The organism is Coleofasciculus sp. B1-GNL1-01 (assembly GCF_040220235.1).
Classification (GTDB): domain Bacteria; phylum Cyanobacteriota; class Cyanobacteriia; order Cyanobacteriales; family Coleofasciculaceae; genus Coleofasciculus.
This window is the reverse complement of record NZ_JAVJTO010000075.1, coordinates 66,275-83,480: the sequence shown is the minus strand read 5'-3', so window position 1 is coordinate 83,480 and position 17,206 is coordinate 66,275. Positions and strand designations below refer to the sequence as shown.

14 protein-coding genes and 2 pseudogenes are annotated in these 17,206 nt (G+C 47.3%); 12 read left to right on the top strand and 4 right to left on the bottom strand.

Annotated features, from left to right (window positions below; translation table 11 throughout):
• Window positions 1-284: 284 nt before the first annotated feature.
• Both RID53_RS18800 and gltB read right to left on the bottom strand, forming a co-directional pair.
• A complete protein-coding gene (locus tag RID53_RS18800; protein WP_446389535.1) occupies window positions 285-485 on the bottom strand; it encodes a hypothetical protein in 201 nt (66 codons plus the stop codon).
• A 206-nt stretch (window positions 486-691) separates the two neighbouring features.
• Entirely contained in the window at window positions 692-5,404 is a 4,713-nt protein-coding gene (gene gltB, locus RID53_RS18795; protein ID WP_446389541.1) for a glutamate synthase large subunit, read from the bottom strand.
• A 594-nt stretch (window positions 5,405-5,998) separates the two neighbouring features.
• Between gltB and RID53_RS18790 the strand changes: the two genes are divergently transcribed.
• Together RID53_RS18790 and RID53_RS18785 are read left to right on the top strand one after the other, a co-directional pair.
• Window positions 5,999-6,265, top strand: a complete 267-nt coding sequence (locus RID53_RS18790; protein WP_044209065.1) for an AbrB/MazE/SpoVT family DNA-binding domain-containing protein — start codon at window positions 5,999-6,001, stop codon at window positions 6,263-6,265.
• Window positions 6,262-6,408, top strand: a pseudogene (locus RID53_RS18785) (PIN domain nuclease); the annotation flags it as partial. The gene RID53_RS18790 and the pseudogene RID53_RS18785, both read left to right, overlap by 4 nt.
• 562 nt (window positions 6,409-6,970) lie before the next feature.
• Here the strand turns inward: RID53_RS18785 and RID53_RS18780 are convergent.
• Window positions 6,971-7,123 carry a hypothetical protein gene (locus tag RID53_RS18780; RefSeq protein ID WP_446389534.1) on the bottom strand — a complete coding sequence of 51 codons (153 nt, stop codon included), beginning with the start codon at window positions 7,121-7,123 and terminating at the stop codon, window positions 6,971-6,973.
• A gap of 105 nt (window positions 7,124-7,228) precedes the next feature.
• Window positions 7,229-7,582 carry a hypothetical protein gene (locus tag RID53_RS18775; protein WP_446389533.1) on the bottom strand — a complete coding sequence of 118 codons (354 nt, stop codon included), beginning with the start codon at window positions 7,580-7,582 and terminating at the stop codon, window positions 7,229-7,231.
• 48 nt (window positions 7,583-7,630) lie between these two features.
• Between RID53_RS18775 and RID53_RS18770 the strand changes: the two are divergent.
• The 10 genes and pseudogenes from RID53_RS18770 to RID53_RS18725 form a co-directional block, all read left to right on the top strand.
• Window positions 7,631-7,717, top strand: a pseudogene (locus RID53_RS18770) (PEP-CTERM sorting domain-containing protein); the annotation flags it as partial.
• 81 nt (window positions 7,718-7,798) lie between these two features.
• Window positions 7,799-9,787, top strand: coding sequence for a phosphodiester glycosidase family protein (locus RID53_RS18765; protein ID WP_446389532.1), 1,989 nt, complete (start codon window positions 7,799-7,801; stop codon window positions 9,785-9,787).
• 335 nt (window positions 9,788-10,122) lie between these two features.
• The gene (locus RID53_RS18760; RefSeq protein ID WP_446389531.1) at window positions 10,123-10,548 is read left to right on the top strand and encodes a phosphomannose isomerase type II C-terminal cupin domain; all 426 of its coding nucleotides are present in this window, start codon (window positions 10,123-10,125) and stop codon (window positions 10,546-10,548) included.
• 241 nt (window positions 10,549-10,789) lie between these two features.
• Window positions 10,790-11,119, top strand: a complete 330-nt coding sequence (locus tag RID53_RS18755) for a HesB/IscA family protein (RefSeq protein WP_446389530.1) — start codon at window positions 10,790-10,792, stop codon at window positions 11,117-11,119.
• Window positions 11,120-11,296: 177 nt separating this feature from the next.
• Window positions 11,297-11,668, top strand: coding sequence for a 30S ribosomal protein S12 (rpsL, locus tag RID53_RS18750; RefSeq protein WP_006103254.1), 372 nt, complete (start codon window positions 11,297-11,299; stop codon window positions 11,666-11,668).
• A gap of 197 nt (window positions 11,669-11,865) precedes the next feature.
• A complete protein-coding gene (gene rpsG, locus RID53_RS18745) occupies window positions 11,866-12,336 on the top strand; it encodes a 30S ribosomal protein S7 (protein WP_006103261.1) in 471 nt (156 codons plus the stop codon).
• A 211-nt stretch (window positions 12,337-12,547) separates the two neighbouring features.
• Complete coding sequence (fusA, locus tag RID53_RS18740) at window positions 12,548-14,623, top strand: elongation factor G (protein ID WP_446389529.1); 2,076 nt, start codon at window positions 12,548-12,550, stop codon at window positions 14,621-14,623.
• Window positions 14,624-14,646: 23 nt separating this feature from the next.
• Entirely contained in the window at window positions 14,647-15,876 is a 1,230-nt protein-coding gene (tuf, locus tag RID53_RS18735) for an elongation factor Tu (protein ID WP_446389528.1), read from the top strand.
• 177 nt (window positions 15,877-16,053) lie between these two features.
• Window positions 16,054-16,371: a 30S ribosomal protein S10 gene (gene rpsJ, locus RID53_RS18730; protein WP_044208966.1), complete on the top strand. Its 318-nt coding sequence runs from the start codon at window positions 16,054-16,056 to the stop codon at window positions 16,369-16,371.
• A gap of 182 nt (window positions 16,372-16,553) precedes the next feature.
• Window positions 16,554-17,195: an LON peptidase substrate-binding domain-containing protein gene (locus RID53_RS18725; protein ID WP_044208968.1), complete on the top strand. Its 642-nt coding sequence runs from the start codon at window positions 16,554-16,556 to the stop codon at window positions 17,193-17,195.
• The last annotated feature ends 11 nt before the right edge of the window (window positions 17,196-17,206 follow it).

Here is a 17,206-nt window from a genome sequence, read left to right as displayed (position 1 = left end):
GACGAATTGGAAAGAGTTATTAATTCTCTCCAGTCAAGTTATTTAGATGTTTGTTTTGGAGGAGAAACTGAGCCGGATATCTCTGGGGAAAATGAGGGAGTTAAAGACGAGTAAAACTTTTCGGTCATAGTCCAATTAATTGCTCTTCATTAACTTCAAATTATATTTGCGTAAAAGTTACGCAAATGCATTTTTTTTGTCCAAAGTCCAATAACTTAGAAAACTATGAGCATTCTTCTTGTCTCATTTGAAAACGCTATATTCGTTATTTGTCCTTTGGTTGATTAGGCAACCGCCTCGTATTGTTGGGACTCCGTCTCAACTTGCTGGAGAATCTCCATGGCTTCGGGTAGAGTCTCACAGCTATAATTCGCTTTGAAGTGAAAGGGTCGAACACGAGAGTCGGTCAGCACAGCCGATTCCCAGATGCACAGTTTGATCGGTTTTTTGGGATTGTTGGTGGCACTAATGGAGTATTGAACCATGGCAGTGCTTTTTTCTACAAAAGGTCGATAGTATCGCAGTACAAACTCAGGAGACTTTTTCTCTCCTTACTAAATTATGAAGGATAACCCAGCTTAAAGGTTCCTTCTGGCGAAGGATTTGCCAGAAAAAACAGTAAGGATGAAGGCAAACCTGAGTTTTATCCTTCATCCTTGTCCAATCTTGCCAAAACCCCTAGTTTCTGGCGTTACTGAACTGGACTTAACTCCCGTTCTGCCACCGCATCGGGATTGGCTTCGCGGGTATCCTCCTCCGAGGGTGGCACGACTTGCCAGAATTTACCGATGAAGTCCGACCAATTTGCCAGAATTGTCTTGGCTTTATCACTTCCGGTGCGGTCAACATGGGCTTGTATCAGGGCTTTTAGCTGCTGTTCCCCAGCCGATGTGGTTACCCGTTGCATCTTTACAATTTCAGGGTTGACTTTGGCTGGGAAGTTGCCATCTTCATCCAAGAAGTAGGCTAAACCACCTGTCATCCCTGCACCCACATTGCGCCCAACATGACCTAAAACGACAATCACACCACCTGTCATGTATTCACAGCAGTGATCACCAGCGCCTTCAATCACCGCTTGACCTTTAGAATTGCGGACGCCGAATCGTTCACCCGCCCAGCCATTGGCAAATAACGTACCGCCTGTGGCACCGTAGAGGCAGGTATTGCCGACAATTACGTTTTCGGCGGGGTTGTAGGTGGCTTCTGGGGGAGGCGTGATAATAATTTCACCCCCATGCATTCCTTTACCCACATAATCATTGGCTTCCCCAACTAGACGCAGAGTCATTCCGGGCAGATTGAAGGCACCAAAGCTTTGTCCGGCTGCACCTTTGAAGTTGAGGGTAATTTCGCCTTCAAAGCCAGTATCGCTGTATTTTTTAGCGATCGCACCCGCTAGACGTGCGCCAACTCCTCGGTCGGTATTCAGAACCGCGACATCTTTGGTGAGTGAGGTTTGGTTGGCGATGCAAGCTTGAATCTCTGGATCAGCCAGGAGTTGATCATCGAGAACGGGTCCATTACTATGAACCTCCTCATGGTTGAGGAATGACCGATCGCGACTTGTATCCGGTAAATCAGTTAAGCATTTCACCGATACGGTGGATGTCTTCGTTAACGCGATATCCTCGCGTTGTTTGAGTAAATCTGCCCGACCAATTACCTCATCTAACTTACGATAGCCTAACCGTGCCAAGAGCGATCGCACTTCTTCGGCGACAAAGTAGAAGAAGTTGACCACATGATCGGGGATTCCGGTAAACCGCTTGCGTAAATGGTCTTGCTGTGTCGCTACACCAACGGGACAGTTATTCGTGTGGCAAATCCGCGCCATGATACAGCCTTCCGCAATCATCGACACCGAACCAAAGCCATATTCTTCCGCGCCCATTAACGCCGCCATAACGACATCCCAGCCGGTTTTGAAGCCACCATCTGCCCGTAAAATCACGCGATCGCGTAGTTGATTGGTCATCAGCGCCCGATGCACTTCAGTGACACCCAACTCCCAAGACACACCCGCGTGTTTAATCGAACTCAGAGGCGATGCGCCCGTTCCGCCATCATGACCGGAAATCTGGATCACATCAGCATTTGCCTTCGCCACACCTGCGGCGATCGTACCAATGCCAATTTCCGCCACTAATTTTACCGACACCTTCGCCTCTGGATTAATTTGATGCAGGTCAAAAATTAACTGGGCAAGGTCTTCAATCGAATAGATATCGTGGTGAGGCGGTGGGGAAATCAGGGGTACACCAGCCTTAGACCGCCGCAACATGGCAATATAAGGACTTACCTTTTTCCCCGGTAACTGTCCCCCTTCTCCCGGTTTCGCACCTTGGGCGATTTTAATTTCCAATTGTTTGCCACTGATCAGGTACTCTGGCGTCACCCCAAAGCGCCCGGATGCGACTTGCTTCGTGGCGGAACTCGCCGTATCTCCATTCCGTAGTCCCTTGAGATGGGGCAATGTGGGCGAATTCCCCTGATTATCCACATCATCTAAGACTTTAAACCGAACTGGGTCTTCGCCCCCTTCACCGGAATTGGATTTCCCACCAATCCGATTCATGGCAATGGCTAAGGTTTCATGTGCCTCTCGCGACAGGGAACCCAAGGACATCGCCCCGGTACAGAAACGCTGGACAATCTCCGCCACAGGTTCTACATCCTCAATCGGAATCGGGGTGCGATCGCTCTTGAAGTCTAACAAATCCCGTAACGCCGTGACCGGGCGGTCTTCCAGGTATTTCTTATAGACATCATAGTGGTCATAAGCGGTCTTTTCCTCGTCAGTTTTGCCGTTTCCGTTTTTAACCGACGCATCCTGACCATTACCATTAAAAGATGCCACGGCTTTATGCAACGCCTTTGCCATCTCCGGGCTATTCATGTGATATTCCCCACCGGGACGGTATTGGATAAAGCCAAAGTTTTCCAGTTTCTTACCTGTCAACTCTGGGAACGCCCGTTGATGGAAGGCAATCACTTCCTGTGCCAATTCTGCCAGATTCAAACCACCCAAGCGGGAGGTTGTACCGCAGAAGGCTAAGTCTAATACCTCTGCACCAATTCCCAAGGCTTCAAAAATCTGCGCCCCTTGGTAAGACGAGAGTAGAGAAATCCCCATTTTGGACAGGATTTTCAATAACCCGGCTTCCACCGCCTTACGGTAATTTTTCTGGGCTTCTTCAATGGTTAAGGGTTCAATTTTACCCCGATCCATCAATTTCTGGGTCTTGGGATTCGACCACCACTGACGCACAGATTCCAATGCCAAATAGGGATGAATTGCTGAAGCCCCATAACCAATCAAACAAGCAAAATGATGGGTACTCCAACATTGCGCCGTTTCTACAACCAGAGAGGCTTTCATCCGCAACCCTTCGCGAATCAGGTGATGGTGAACCGCCCCCACTGCCAATAGGGGTGGAATATAACTGGTGTTTTCTCCTACACTCCCACCAATTTTATCGCTCAAAATCAGCACTTTTGAGCCAGATTTCACCGCTTGGTCGGCTTGGTCACATAATCGGTCAATGGCATCTTTTAACCCATCCGGACCCGCGCTAATCTCAAATAATGTGGAGAGTTCAGTCGTAGCAAACCCAGACGCTTTTACCGCATTTAACTCGGCTTCATTCAGAACCGGGGTTTTCAGTTTCAGCAATTGGGCATACTCGGGTTTAGCCTCTAGCAGATTCCCCCGTTGACCCAGTTCCATACTTAAGGACATCACCAGACTTTCCCGCAAGGGGTCAATTGGTGGATTGGTGACTTGGGCAAACCGTTGTTTGAAATAGTCATACAGCAGGCGCGGCTTATCGGAGAGGATGGCTAAGGGAATATCATCCCCCATACAAAATGTTGGTTCTTTCCCTTGACTCACCATCGGTTCCAGGATCATATCCAAATCCTCAGCCGTATACCCAAAGGCGGTTTGCTGCTGGAGTAAGGTTTGGGCGTCGAGTTGAGTTGAATCGGTAAACCCTTGAGGGGATAAAACCTGACGATGCTGTTTCAGCCAGTCGCCGTAGGGTAGCCGTTGGGAAACTCGCTGTTTGATGTCCCAATTTTTGAGAATTTCGTGGTTGGCTAAATCCACAGCAATCATCTGTCCGGGTCCAAGTCTACCCTTTTCCACAATATCTGCTTCGGGTAAATCTACGACACCCGCTTCTGATCCAACCACCACGTAGCCATTCCGGGTGATACTATAACGGGCAGGTCGCAATCCATTGCGGTCAAGGGTTGCACCAACGACTTGACCATCACTAAAGACTAACAGCGCCGGACCATCCCAAGGTTCTTGAATGCCGCTGTAATATTCGTAAAAATCAACAATTTCCGGATGATCCTGCAAATCGGGCTGATTCTTATAGGCTTCGGGCACCATAATCATCAAGGCTTCCAAAGGACTACGACGCGATCGCACGAGTAACTCGAATATATTATCCAGGGTAGCGGAGTCACTATTATCCGGAGCAACCGTGGGCTTGAGGTCTTCGATGTCGTTCCCCCAGACTGGATGGGATAAATCGGCTTCCCTTGCCTTCATCCAGTTAATATTGCCCAGCAGCGTATTAATTTCCCCATTATGTCCCAACAACCGCATCGGTTGGGCGAGGGGCCATTTGGGTAGGGTATTGGTGCTAAAACGGCGATGATAAACGGCAAAAGGGCTTTGATACTCCGGCTGTTTTAGGTCAAGATAAAATTCACCCAGTACCGCCGAACGCACCATGCCTTTATAGACAATTGTGCGACTTGAGAGGGAGCAAATGTATAAATCATCCGACCAATGAAGCGTACCATCGGCTTCTAAGGCGTTACCAATGCGACGGCGGGTTTTATAGAGAAGACGTTCCCGATCATCCCCAGCTTGATTGGGGCAGCTAACAATAACTTGCTCAATGTGTGGTTGATTGTCCAGGGCTTGAGGTCCCACAACTGACTCGTTTAGGGGAACGACACGCCAACCCAATACGGTGAAACCGTCGTGTTCAAAGACTCCGCCAACAATTTCCCGAACTTTAGCTGCTTTTGTCCCATCTTGGGGTAAAAATACCATACCCACCGCCAACTGATCGGTTGGTGGCATGGTGATTCCTTGTTCCTCAAACCAAGATGTAAACAATCCCCAAGGAATCGTCGTCATCAAGCCAGCGCCATCACCCGAATCTCGGTCAGCGCTACAACCACCGCGATGTTCTAAACAGGTTAATGCCGAAAGTGCCTGTTCAATCAGTTCATGGCTAGCGACACCTGCGACTGAGGCGATAAAGCCAACACCGCAAGCATCTCGTTCTTCCACCAACCATCGTTGTCCTGGATAGGCTACATCGTCTCGACTCCAAGATTGATGCTGTTGATTTGGGTTGATGCTCCTGTTTGTCATAAGATAGTTCCTAGTGTTATTGGTCATTGGTCACTGGTCATTCGTCACTAGAGGTAGGGGGGCAAGGGGTATAAACCTTGAAACCCTTGTCTGATCGTTAGTTGTTATCGCCCACCTTACGGTAACTAGAAATTGATTACCAGTGCGGTAAAATCTCAGTTCTATCCAAGTCGGCTACGTCATCGCCAGTTCCATTGAAAAACTGAAAAATAGAGAAATAATTGACGTTAATTCGCTCTCTAGTGATCATTGTGTGAGTCATCTCGTGTCCAGTTGGCGTGGTTGTCCTAATATTTTTATATATACGGTTGGCAGACGGAGTAGCATCAGCCACTAAACTACAGACCCAGAAGGGTCAGCCACTTTGGTTCTCAAATGAAGCTCTTTAGATGGGGAGATTGATCCTAGCGAAAATACTTGACTCTGGCAATCCCTTATGCCATGAGTTTAAACTATTAACCGATTAATCGACCTAGCTGCAAACAATTTTATCTGGAGGAGCCAAGAGCCTTGGTGTTTCCTTGCTCACTCTGGAGTAATGCCACATTTTACAATCCGTGGCATAGAATGAATAATGTGACACAAATAAAGCAGATGAGCGAACTATCCAAATCCGTAGAAGTACATTTGGGTCGTCAGGGGCGGTTAGTCATTCCGGCAGCGTTGCGGCGGTTGTTGGGGTTTGAGGAAGGGGATAAGCTAGTTGCCCGTGAGGAGGCGGGGCGGTTGGTGTTGGAAAAGCCAGAGGCGATTAAGCAAAAGTTGAAGGCACGGTTCGCACAGATACCCAAAAATCGCAGTTTGGTCGATGAGTTGATCGCTGAACGTCGCCAAGCCGCGAGAAAGGAAGAGACTGAATGACGGTAGTGTTGGATGCTTCGGCGTTGCTGGCTTATCTGAAGGGTGAGTCGGGAGAAGAGATTGTAGATGGCGTGTTAACCGAGTCAGTGATATCCAGTGTGAACTGGGCGGAAGTCGTGCAGAAGGCGATCGCGGGAAATCTACCCAAGCAAAACTTATAAATCTAAATAATCCCAAAGCGATAAACCAGGCTACGCGGTTCCCTGGTATGACGCTGGACTTGAAAAGGCTGAAAGTGTTGTTAAACCGTTGTTTCGTGGTTAAAAGTAGCTGTCACCGGGGAAAAATTACTCAAAAGTGATAATCCGTGAAAAATCCGAGAGTGATTGCGACTCAATCACTAAATCGTCCCCAAGTGAAACTCCCAACGGGTAAGAATTACAATAGCGCCAGGACTTGAGACTATCGCTTAAAAGTTATTAGCCGAAAGAATTGAACAAGGGGAACGCGATCGCTACCTAACCAGAAACCTGAAACGCTGTCGGGGGTAAAGGCGACAGATTCACCAGCTGGGCAGAACTGGCACAGTCAGATGATGATTGTGAGGATATGAGAGAAGTTGCTCAAACGACCATTTATAGCAAGTCGCTAGGCGTGTATTTACAACTCCCTTCTCTGAAGCTAAGTCCAGATGGGATGTTCGTACAAACAAAGTGTAACTAGACCAGCGCGAAGCGCTATAACAAAGAGCCAGCCGGGGAGAGTTCACATCCGATTCTGCCAATCCCCACCGAAAGCTTTAATCAATTCTCTTTCCAGCATCAGGTAATGGATATTTCCCCGGCTCAGTCCAATATGGTTGAGAAGGCGATCGCACTTTGGCGGAGTAGGCAGGCGAAAATATAGGGTTCGTGTCACCGGACGCAACCTAGTAAAACTGTTAGTACTGAAGAATGGAAACAGATGCACTTAATCTTATATCTGATTTAAGGATTTTATAATTTGTACTGTGCGGCAGGTGTATTATCCAAGAAACAGCGTTGCTAAAAACACAATGTATACCACTAAAGCTGCGTAACCAATATAGTCGGCATTGTTGAATGACTTGTGTTTAAGCATAAAGAATACTGATAAGAGCAACCATGTTATCCCATGGAAATATGCTAAAACAAAAAATTGCCAGCCGGTTGTGCCTGCACCTTGACTTGTTCCGTCACCGATTATCAAAAACACTAATCCAACAACTACAGAGATAATTGAAGCTGGCAGATACCACTTTTTCATAGCAAGTTGTCCCGAAAGCCAATCCGTTGAGCCTGTTCCGACTTCAGTTTTAATTGTACTTGGAATAATTGTTGCTATAGCAGTGATTAACATTGTAGTCCCAGTAAGCAGACCCAATATCAAACTGATTCTCAAACTGTTCCTGAACCCTTAACTATTATTGGTTCAGCCACAGCCCTTTGCATTGGAGCCTTACTCAAACGGGAGTCTTCCAAAAAATTGAACTAATTTTTTGAATAGACCTACAATACAGGAATTAGTTTATCGGTATGGTTAAACGTTAAGTCATCTCACACCAAAGCCAAGATTATGACCAAGGTCTTCTCACGGAATAAAGCCCAAATTGTGATAGGAATCTTAGCAATTTGCGCTTCATGTCTAGGTTTAGCCGCTCAACGTGTTAATTCTACAGAATCCCTAGTAATAGAAAGTCTAACCATGGGGGAAATTCTGCAACGTTTAGTCGTTCAGTCAACCCTTGAACTCGATCGCGAATTAGTAGAAGCTGAAGCCGTTACTTCCTCGTCTCAGACTCATAGATTCGCTCAAACCCCAACTCAAGTCGTTGGCGGGGGGACAAAACTCTCCTTAAATGGTCGAATCGTACCCCTTGCTTGGAAACAGTGGCAGGTTGGGGAAGTTATACGCACGGGTATCAGTGATGTAGGAGTTCAACACCTCTTCGGACTAGAATTGTTGAGTACCCGCAATTGGACACAACAACCGATACAGTGGTTCTCTAATCCCCTGACTACGCCCCTCTTTTTCGTGGCTCACCATCGTGATGCTTATCGCTATTTAGATGTTACAGAGTTGGCTCAACAGGTGGGATGGCAATTTCAAGGTCAAGGAGATACACTCGCGCTAACGTCTATACCTGCACAACTAGACAGTATTCAACAAGAGACGCTGCTATGGGGATTTAGAATTGTCCTTGATTTAGATCGTCCCACACCTTGGCAAGTGAGCAGAAGCCCTGGTGAAGGAGCAATTATTTTAGAAGCGATCGCGAATCCATCCCTGATTGAACAGTTTACCCCGCCCCCGGTCGTGGAAGATGAGGAGGATGAGGAAGTTGAGGAAGTTGAGGGAGATGAGGAAGATAATGAAGCCTTAGACAATCAACCGACTATCCAAGTTGAAACCAATCAGACTAAAACCACTATCGGGGTTTCGATTCCAGATGGTCTACAGTTACACGTTTTTAGTTTACCCAACCCCAATCGCTTAGTCATCGAACTTCGTCCCAATGCCATGGTGGAAAAAGATATTCTGTGGGCGCCAGGTATTTGGTGGCGTCAGCGGACTGTGACTCTGGGTGATACTCGATTTCCTTTGGTGTGGCTAGAGGTTGATCCCAAAAATCCGCAAGTTAATCTGAAACCGATGTGGAGTAATCCCACGACTCAAGTGGGAACCGCCCCCCTGATTAAAACCGCGCAGTTATGGAAAGCTGCTGCTGCCATCAATGGTGGCTTTTTTAACCGCAATAATCAACTGCCCTTAGGTGCAATCCGCCGGGATGGACGCTGGTATTCTGGACCCATTCTCAACCGAGGTGCGATCGCCTGGACGGATCAGCATCAATTTAAATTTGGACGCCTCAGCCTTCAGGAAACCTTAATTACCGCCAATGGAAAACGTTTCCCAATTCTGTTTCTGAATAGCGGTTATGTGCAAGCCGGGATATCTCGCTATACCCCAGAGTGGGGCGAAACATACACCCCATTAACCGATAATGAAGTGATCTCGGTTGTGCAAAATAACCAGATTACGGCTCAATTACCCGGAGGAGTCGCAGGTGAGGAGTCGTTTTTTATTCCAGTTAATGGCTATCTACTCACGGGTAGAGGCGGTGATTCAAAAGTTGCGGTAAGTACTCTACCGATTGGCACACAAGTCCAGATTGAACAGAAAACCTTGCCGACTGAGTTTAATAATTATCCTCATATCCTGGGTGCAGGTCCCTTGTTACTGCAAAATCGCCAAATTGTGTTAGATGCCACAGCCGAAAAATTTAGTAATGCCTTTGCTCAACAATCTGCCATTCGGAGTGCGATCGGGATCACGGCAAATGGCACGCTAATTATTGCCGCTATCCATAATCGTGTCGGTGGCAGAGGACCTAACTTGACCGAAACGGCACAGTTAATGCAACAACTCGGAGCAGTTGATGCACTCAATCTAGACGGTGGCAGTTCTACTGGACTCTATTTGGGTGGTCATCTTCTAGATCGTTCTCCCTATACAGCCGCCCGTGTTCACAATGGTTTGGGACTCTTCCGACCCTATAAGTAGGTGGACACAATAAAAGCTAACGGTGGAGATTGTCATTTGTCATTCGTCCTGTGTCCTTTGTAAGGGTTTGAGGCTTATTTACAAAACTTAATAAGTGTACCATTCTGTTGTCCGACTCCTTTCTTAAAGTTTCGATAAAGCTCAAGCCTCTAAATGTGAAGACTTCCTACAATTTGACGTATCCAGCCCCTAATGCATGCAAAATATAAGCTGAATTTGCTAATGTTAATTGTGGCTGGCTTTTGTGTTGTTGATAACCGAGCAATAGCTCGATATTCGATAAACTGTTTTTACACGCGATTAACAAAGCCGTAACTATTTTCAGGAGAAATACTATGGTTCAGCAAGCAGTTCCTCAAGATTCGGCGATCACCCTACCCAGATCGTTGACTGCCGAAGGCGCTGCCGCTACAGAACTAAGACCTTGGGGTTCATTTACTGTTCTGGAAGAGGGGCGAGGATACAAAATTAAGCGTATTGAGGTGAAGCCTGGTCATCGCCTCAGTCTGCAAATGCACTACCATCGTAGTGAACACTGGATTGTGGTCAGTGGCATGGCGAAGGTTATTTGCGGGGATAAGGAATTATTGATTCATCAAAATCAGTCCAGCTATGTTCCTCAAGGACATGCTCATCGCCTAGAAAATCCGGGTGTTATTCCGCTGGTATTAATTGAAGTACAGAATGGCGAGTATCTTGGCGAAGATGACATTATTCGCTATGAAGATGACTACGCCCGCAGCGAGTCCACCTCACAATAGGTTGGATTGTCTGAAGTAGCTAGCTAATATAGCACTACGCATTAAGGTTAGGACAATACAATTGGGTGAAAAGGCAACAGGCAACAGGCAACAGGCAACAGGGGAATGTCCTAACGTATCCCCGTAGGGCTATACTGCTGACCTGGGCTTGACTAGCTTGACGCCAAATTTACTCCTCCCTAATACTAGGGGAGGAAATTTTTTTGCCTGTTAAGATGATTTCTGACCCAGGACAAAACCAATGATTACACTGAGTCAAGCGGCGATCGCTGAAATTAGACGCCTACAAACCAAGCGCCAGCAACAGCAAGCTCGATTACGCTTAGGCGTGAAGCCAGGAGGATGTGCCGATTTATACTATACTCTGGAGTTTGATGATGCCGTCGGAGCAAGCGATCGCGTCTATGATTGTCAAGGCGTCGCTGTTGTCGTAGATGAGGCAAGCATCAAGCATTTAACTACCCTCACCTTAGATTATTCCGAAGATCTCATGGGCGGTGGGTTTCGCTTTTATAATCCCAATGCCATTGAAACCTGTGGCTGTGGTAACTCGTTTCGAGTTAAGACGTGAGGAATGATCCTAGGTTGAATGGGTAATTAAAGGACAAAGGACGTAGCTTGCTTCTCAAGGAAGCGAGTATGACCAAGGATTAATGATCAAAAAATTGACATTGTTGCCTAAAAGTCAGTACAATCAGAATTTGTCAATACTTGCAAACGATTCAAGGAATATCACGCGCCTTAACTCATGCCCACTATCCAGCAGCTTATTCGTAGCGAACGTGCCAAAATTAAGGCGAAAACAAAATCGCCTGCACTGAAACAATGTCCACAACGGCGGGGTGTTTGCACCCGCGTCTATACGACAACCCCTAAGAAACCGAACTCAGCCCTGCGGAAAGTGGCAAGGGTGCGTCTGACATCGGGTTTTGAAGTGACGGCGTATATTCCAGGGATTGGTCATAACCTTCAAGAACACTCGGTCGTCATGATTAGAGGAGGACGGGTTAAAGATTTACCCGGAGTTCGATATCACATTATTCGAGGAACTCTAGATACGGCGGGTGTGAAAGATCGCAAGCAGGGTCGTTCCAAGTACGGAACCAAGCGTCCTAAGTAAACCAAGAGAACTTTTCTAAATCTGCCACAACCCTGCTAGACTTACCCATAGCGGTTTGTTTTGGGTAACTTGATCAGGAAAATAGGGAGATGAAGTGGCTTGCTTTTTTCAAGCAAGTCCTAAAGACTGGAGAAAAAATAATCAGTTCCAGGATAAATAGTTAAATTTGCCGTGTATGTATTTTGTAAAGGCTTACTATGTCTCGTCGCACAGTTGTTAAAAAGCGCCCAGTCCCCCCTGACCCGGTTTATAACAGCCGTCTGCTTAGTATGATGGTGCGCCGGATTATGCATCATGGGAAAAAATCAGTAGCATCTCGGATTATCTATGACGCCTTCAAAATTATTGAAGAACGCACCGGAAAGGAACCGCTAGAGGTATTTGAAGAAGCGGTACGGAATGTCACGCCTTTAGTAGAAGTGAAAGCCCGTCGGGTGGGAGGGGCAACCTATCAAGTTCCCATGGAAGTTCGCTCAGAACGCGGAATAACATTAGCCATGCGCTGGCTGATCCAATTTTCCCGAAGTCGTCCAGGGAGAAGTATGGCGAGTAAATTCGCAAATGAGCTGATGGATGCGGCAAATGAAACAGGGAATGCCATTCGTAAGCGGGAAGAAACCCATCGGATGGCAGATGCCAATAAAGCGTTTGCTCATTATCGCTACTAATTCAGTAAGCTGATGACGGACAGCGCCAAGGCAGGGTAAAGGTTAATTTTGGGGATTTCGTGGGCAAAAAATAACGTCGCTGTCTGAGTTTCTGAGGAGCGAGTAGGATAACGAACAAAGGACAAATCCCTAAAAAGTTAAACAAAGTATAGAATTGTAAAGAGATAGTAACGCAACGTGTAAACTTGCGGCACAGACGAAGGAGGTAGCTGTGGCACGTACCATCCCGCTTGAGAAAATACGCAATATCGGGATTGCCGCCCACATTGATGCGGGCAAGACAACAACAACAGAACGAATTCTGTTTTACTCAGGAATCGTTCATAAACTAGGCGAAGTCCATGAAGGGACAGCCGTGACCGACTGGATGGCGCAAGAGCGGGAACGGGGAATTACAATTACTGCTGCTGCCATCAGCACGAACTGGCTGGATCACCGGATTAACATCATTGATACACCGGGTCACGTAGACTTCACGATTGAAGTTGAGCGTTCGATGCGGGTTTTAGATGGTGTAATTGCTGTGTTCTGCTCAGTGGGAGGTGTCCAGCCCCAATCGGAAACCGTGTGGCGTCAAGCCGATCGCTACCGGGTGCCGAGGATTGCCTTTGTCAACAAGATGGATCGCACGGGTGCTAACTTTTTCAAAGTATACGATCAACTCCGCGATCGGCTACGTACCAATGCGGTGGCGATCCAAATTCCCATCGGCAGTGAAAGTGATTTCCACGGGATTGTCGATCTTGTGCAAATGCGTGCCCGGATTTATACCAATGACCTGGGTACGGATATGCAAGACACCGAAATCCCCCAAGAGGTTCAAGAGCTAGCCCAAGAGTACCGAGTCAAGCTGATCGAAGCTGTAGCTGAAACCGATGAAGCGCTCTTAGAAAAATATCTGGCAGAAGAAGAACTCACCGAAGACGAAATTCGCTCTGCCCTGCGTAAAGGTACAATTGCCGGCACGATTGTTCCCGTGCTGTGTGGTTCAGCCTTCAAAAATAGAGGAGTACAGTTACTCCTCGATGCAGTGGTGGACTATCTACCCTCTCCGCCGGAAGTTCCGCCAATTCAGGGACTATTGCCAGATGGGACACCGGACAACCGACCAGCAGATGATGAAGTACCCCTATCGGCGCTGGCATTTAAAATCATGTCAGACCCTTATGGTCGTTTAACCTTCATGCGGGTCTACTCCGGAGTTCTGCAAAAAGGTAGCTATATTCTCAACTCCACCAAAGATCAGAAGGAGCGTATCTCCCGGCTGATTATTTTGAAATCCAACGAACGTATTGAGGTCGATGAGTTACGCGCTGGTGACCTTGGTGCGGCAATTGGTCTCAAGCAAACGACCACGGGTGATACAATTTGTGGCGAAGAAGCCCCGATTATTTTGGAATCGCTTTATATTCCAGAACCGGTGATTTCGGTAGCCGTAGAACCCAAAACCAAGCAAGACATGGAGAAGCTTTCCAAAGCCCTCCAAGCCTTATCGGAAGAAGATCCGACATTCCGGGTCAGTATTGACCCAGAAACCAATCAAACCGTGATTGCGGGAATGGGTGAACTTCACCTAGAAATTCTGGTTGATCGGATGCTGCGGGAATTCCGAGTTGAAGCGAATGTGGGTGCCCCTCAGGTGGCTTACCGAGAAACCATTCGCAAATCCGTGCAAGCTGAAGGCAAGTTCATCCGCCAAAGTGGCGGTAAAGGTCAGTACGGTCATGTCGTCATTGAATTGGAGCCAGGTGAATCCGGTAGTGGGTTTGAATTTGTCTCCAAGATTGTTGGTGGTTCCGTACCGAGAGAATTTATTTCCCCGGCTGAGCAGGGTATGAAAGAAGCCTGCGAATCGGGTATCCTAGCTGGGTATCCCCTCATCGATGTCAAAGCCACATTAGTTGATGGTTCGTACCACGATGTTGATTCTTCGGAAATGGCGTTCAAAATTGCTGGTTCGATGGCAATTAGAAACGGCGTAACGAAGGCTGCACCCGTGTTACTCGAACCGATGATGAAAGTGGAAGTTGAAGTGCCTGAAGACTTTCTCGGAGATGTCATGGGCGATCTCAACTCCCGCCGTGGTCAAATTGAAGGGATGGGTACCGACGAAGGTATTGCCAAAGTTTCTGCTAAAGTTCCATTAGCCGAGATGTTTGGTTATGCTACGGATATCCGGTCAAAAACCCAAGGTCGAGGTATCTTCTCAATGGAGTTTAGCAACTACGATGAAGTGCCTCGTAACGTGGCTGAAGCTATCATTGCTAAGAGCAAAGGGAACGCATAACTAAGAAAAGGAAAACGTAATTCATGGCACGCTCAAAGTTTGAAAGGACTAAACCCCACGTCAACATTGGCACAATTGGTCACGTAGACCACGGTAAAACAACGTTGACGGCTGCCATCACCATGACTCTGGCTTCATCAGGTCAAGCAACCGCCAAGAAGTACGAAGAAATCGATGCGGCACCAGAGGAAAAGGCGCGGGGGATTACCATTAACACCGCTCACGTTGAGTATGAAACGGCGAATCGCCACTACGCTCACGTTGATTGCCCAGGACACGCTGACTACGTGAAAAACATGATCACGGGTGCGGCTCAAATGGATGGGGCGATCCTGGTGGTTTCCGCCGCTGACGGTCCGATGCCGCAAACACGGGAACATATCCTCCTTGCCAAGCAGGTAGGCGTCCCCAACTTGGTGGTCTTTTTGAATAAGAAAGACATGGTGGACGACGAAGAATTACTGGAATTGGTGGAACTGGAAGTCCGCGAACTCCTCAGTGATTATGAATTTGATGGAGATAATATTCCCATCGTGGCAGGTTCGGCGTTAAAGGCGCTTGACTCTCTTACCTCTAACCCAAACATTAAGAAGGGTGATGATGAGTGGGTTGATCAGATCTATGCGTTAATGGATGAGGTCGATGCTTACATTCCTACCCCAGAACGGGATGTGGATAAGCCCTTCCTGATGGCAGTTGAAGATGTCTTCACCATCACCGGTCGGGGGACAGTTGCCACGGGTCGGATCGAGCGCGGTAAGGTCAAGATTGGCGACGAAGTTGAGCTAGTTGGACTCCGGGATACGGTCAAGAAAACCGTCACCGGCATTGAGATGTTTAAGAAGAGTCTCGATGAAGGGATGGCGGGTGACAATGCCGGAATTCTGCTCCGAGGTGTTGAGAAGAAAGATATTGAGCGAGGAATGGTAATTGCCAAGCCCGGTTCGATCACGCCTCATACTCAGTTTGAGTCGGAAGTCTATGTCCTCAAAAAAGAAGAAGGAGGACGTCATACTCCATTCTTTTCCGGTTATCGCCCTCAGTTCTACGTTCGTACCACCGATGTGACGGGAACAATCAGTTCCTACACCGCTGATGATGGTAGCAATGTGGAAATGGTTATGCCGGGAGACCGAGTAAAAATGACCGTGGAGTTAATCAACCCGATCGCGATTGAACAAGGAATGCGCTTTGCCATTCGTGAAGGCGGTCGCACCATCGGTGCAGGTGTTGTCTCCAAAATCCTCAAGTAGCCCTGTTCTCACTCCAAAGAGTAGGAGCAGAGAAGCTGATGCTTTTCTCTGCTCCTTATTCTCTGTGTTGGCAAAACGTTATGAATTCCGAGTGTTGAGTTCTGAGTTCGGGAACATTCATGCAACTCTCAACACTTAAAGCTCCTAATTATTTCAGAACCTAGACAACTCAAAAAAATGGCAACGATTCAGCAGCAAAAAATTCGGATTCGTCTTAAAGCATTTGATCGGCGATTACTAGACACTTCATGCGAAAAGATTGTGGATACAGCAAATCGCACCAATGCTGCCGCCGTCGGTCCAATTCCCTTACCAACCAAACGTCGTATTTATTGTGTCTTGCGATCGCCCCACGTTGATAAAGACTCGCGGGAACATTTTGAAACTCGTACTCATCGGCGACTTATTGACATTTATCAGCCATCGTCCAAAACCATTGACGCCCTGATGAAACTGGATTTACCGGCTGGTGTGGATATTGAAGTGAAGTTATAGGGTGGAAGATGAGAAGGGTAGAAGGGTAATGCTCTTGCCCAAATCAGTACAGGCAATAGACATGCCATAAAACCGGACAAGATATGAGTTAGTACAGCTTTAACGGATTTTGTGGCTTCTTGTCCCCAAAAAATCCGTTAAAGTAGGTAAAGAAGCGCAGTTACCCTTTTCACCAAGGCACAATGGCATCCTCTTCCTCAATTGCTGTTAGAGAACTTCCTTTGTTTCCACTGCCAGAAGTGGTTCTATTTCCGGGACGTCCTCTGCCCCTCCATATCTTTGAATTTCGCTATCGTATCCTGATGAACACGATTTTGGAGAGCGATCGGCGTTTTGGGGTATTAATGTGGGACCCGGTGCAAGGTCAACCCGCCGCCGTTGGCTGCTGCGCTGAAATTATACATTTCCAGCGTCTGCCTGATGATCGGATGAAAGTCTTAACCCTGGGTCAGCAAAGATTTCGGGTTTTAGAATACGTCCGAGAAAAACCCTATCGTGTCGGATTGGTGGAATGGATAGAGGATCAACCCTCTCAAAAAGACTTAAAAGAAATTTCCACATCCGTTGAGCAATTGCTGCGAGATGTTGTCCATCTTTCTGCCAAGCTGACGGATCAGAAAATCGAGCTGCCCGAAGACTTGCCAGACCTTCCCTTAGAACTATCGTATTGGGTAGCGGGCAATCTTTACGGCGTCGCCTCGGAACAACAAGCGTTGTTAGAAATGCAGGATACAGCAGCCCGTTTGGAACGCGAAGCGGAAATACTTACCTCCACGCGCAATCATTTGGCTGCCCGTACAGTTCTTAAAGATGCATTTAATTAAGCTTAATTCTC

Bases quoted from the DNA above. Each gene is read 5' to 3' on its own strand.
- RID53_RS18800 (WP_446389535.1), bottom strand. From the start codon at position 485: ATGGTTCAATACTCCATTAGTGCCACCAACAATCCCAAAAAACCGATC.
- gltB (WP_446389541.1), bottom strand. From the start codon at position 5,404: ATGACAAACAGGAGCATCAACCCAAATCAACAGCATCAATCTTGGAGT.
- RID53_RS18790 (WP_044209065.1), top strand. From the start codon at position 5,999: ATGAGCGAACTATCCAAATCCGTAGAAGTACATTTGGGTCGTCAGGGG.
- RID53_RS18775 (WP_446389533.1), bottom strand. From the start codon at position 7,582: ATGTTAATCACTGCTATAGCAACAATTATTCCAAGTACAATTAAAACT.
- RID53_RS18765 (WP_446389532.1), top strand. From the start codon at position 7,799: ATGACCAAGGTCTTCTCACGGAATAAAGCCCAAATTGTGATAGGAATC.
- RID53_RS18760 (WP_446389531.1), top strand. From the start codon at position 10,123: ATGGTTCAGCAAGCAGTTCCTCAAGATTCGGCGATCACCCTACCCAGA.
- RID53_RS18755 (WP_446389530.1), top strand. From the start codon at position 10,790: ATGATTACACTGAGTCAAGCGGCGATCGCTGAAATTAGACGCCTACAA.
- rpsL (WP_006103254.1), top strand. From the start codon at position 11,297: ATGCCCACTATCCAGCAGCTTATTCGTAGCGAACGTGCCAAAATTAAG.
- rpsG (WP_006103261.1), top strand. From the start codon at position 11,866: ATGTCTCGTCGCACAGTTGTTAAAAAGCGCCCAGTCCCCCCTGACCCG.
- tuf (WP_446389528.1), top strand. From the start codon at position 14,647: ATGGCACGCTCAAAGTTTGAAAGGACTAAACCCCACGTCAACATTGGC.
- rpsJ (WP_044208966.1), top strand. From the start codon at position 16,054: ATGGCAACGATTCAGCAGCAAAAAATTCGGATTCGTCTTAAAGCATTT.
- RID53_RS18725 (WP_044208968.1), top strand. From the start codon at position 16,554: ATGGCATCCTCTTCCTCAATTGCTGTTAGAGAACTTCCTTTGTTTCCA.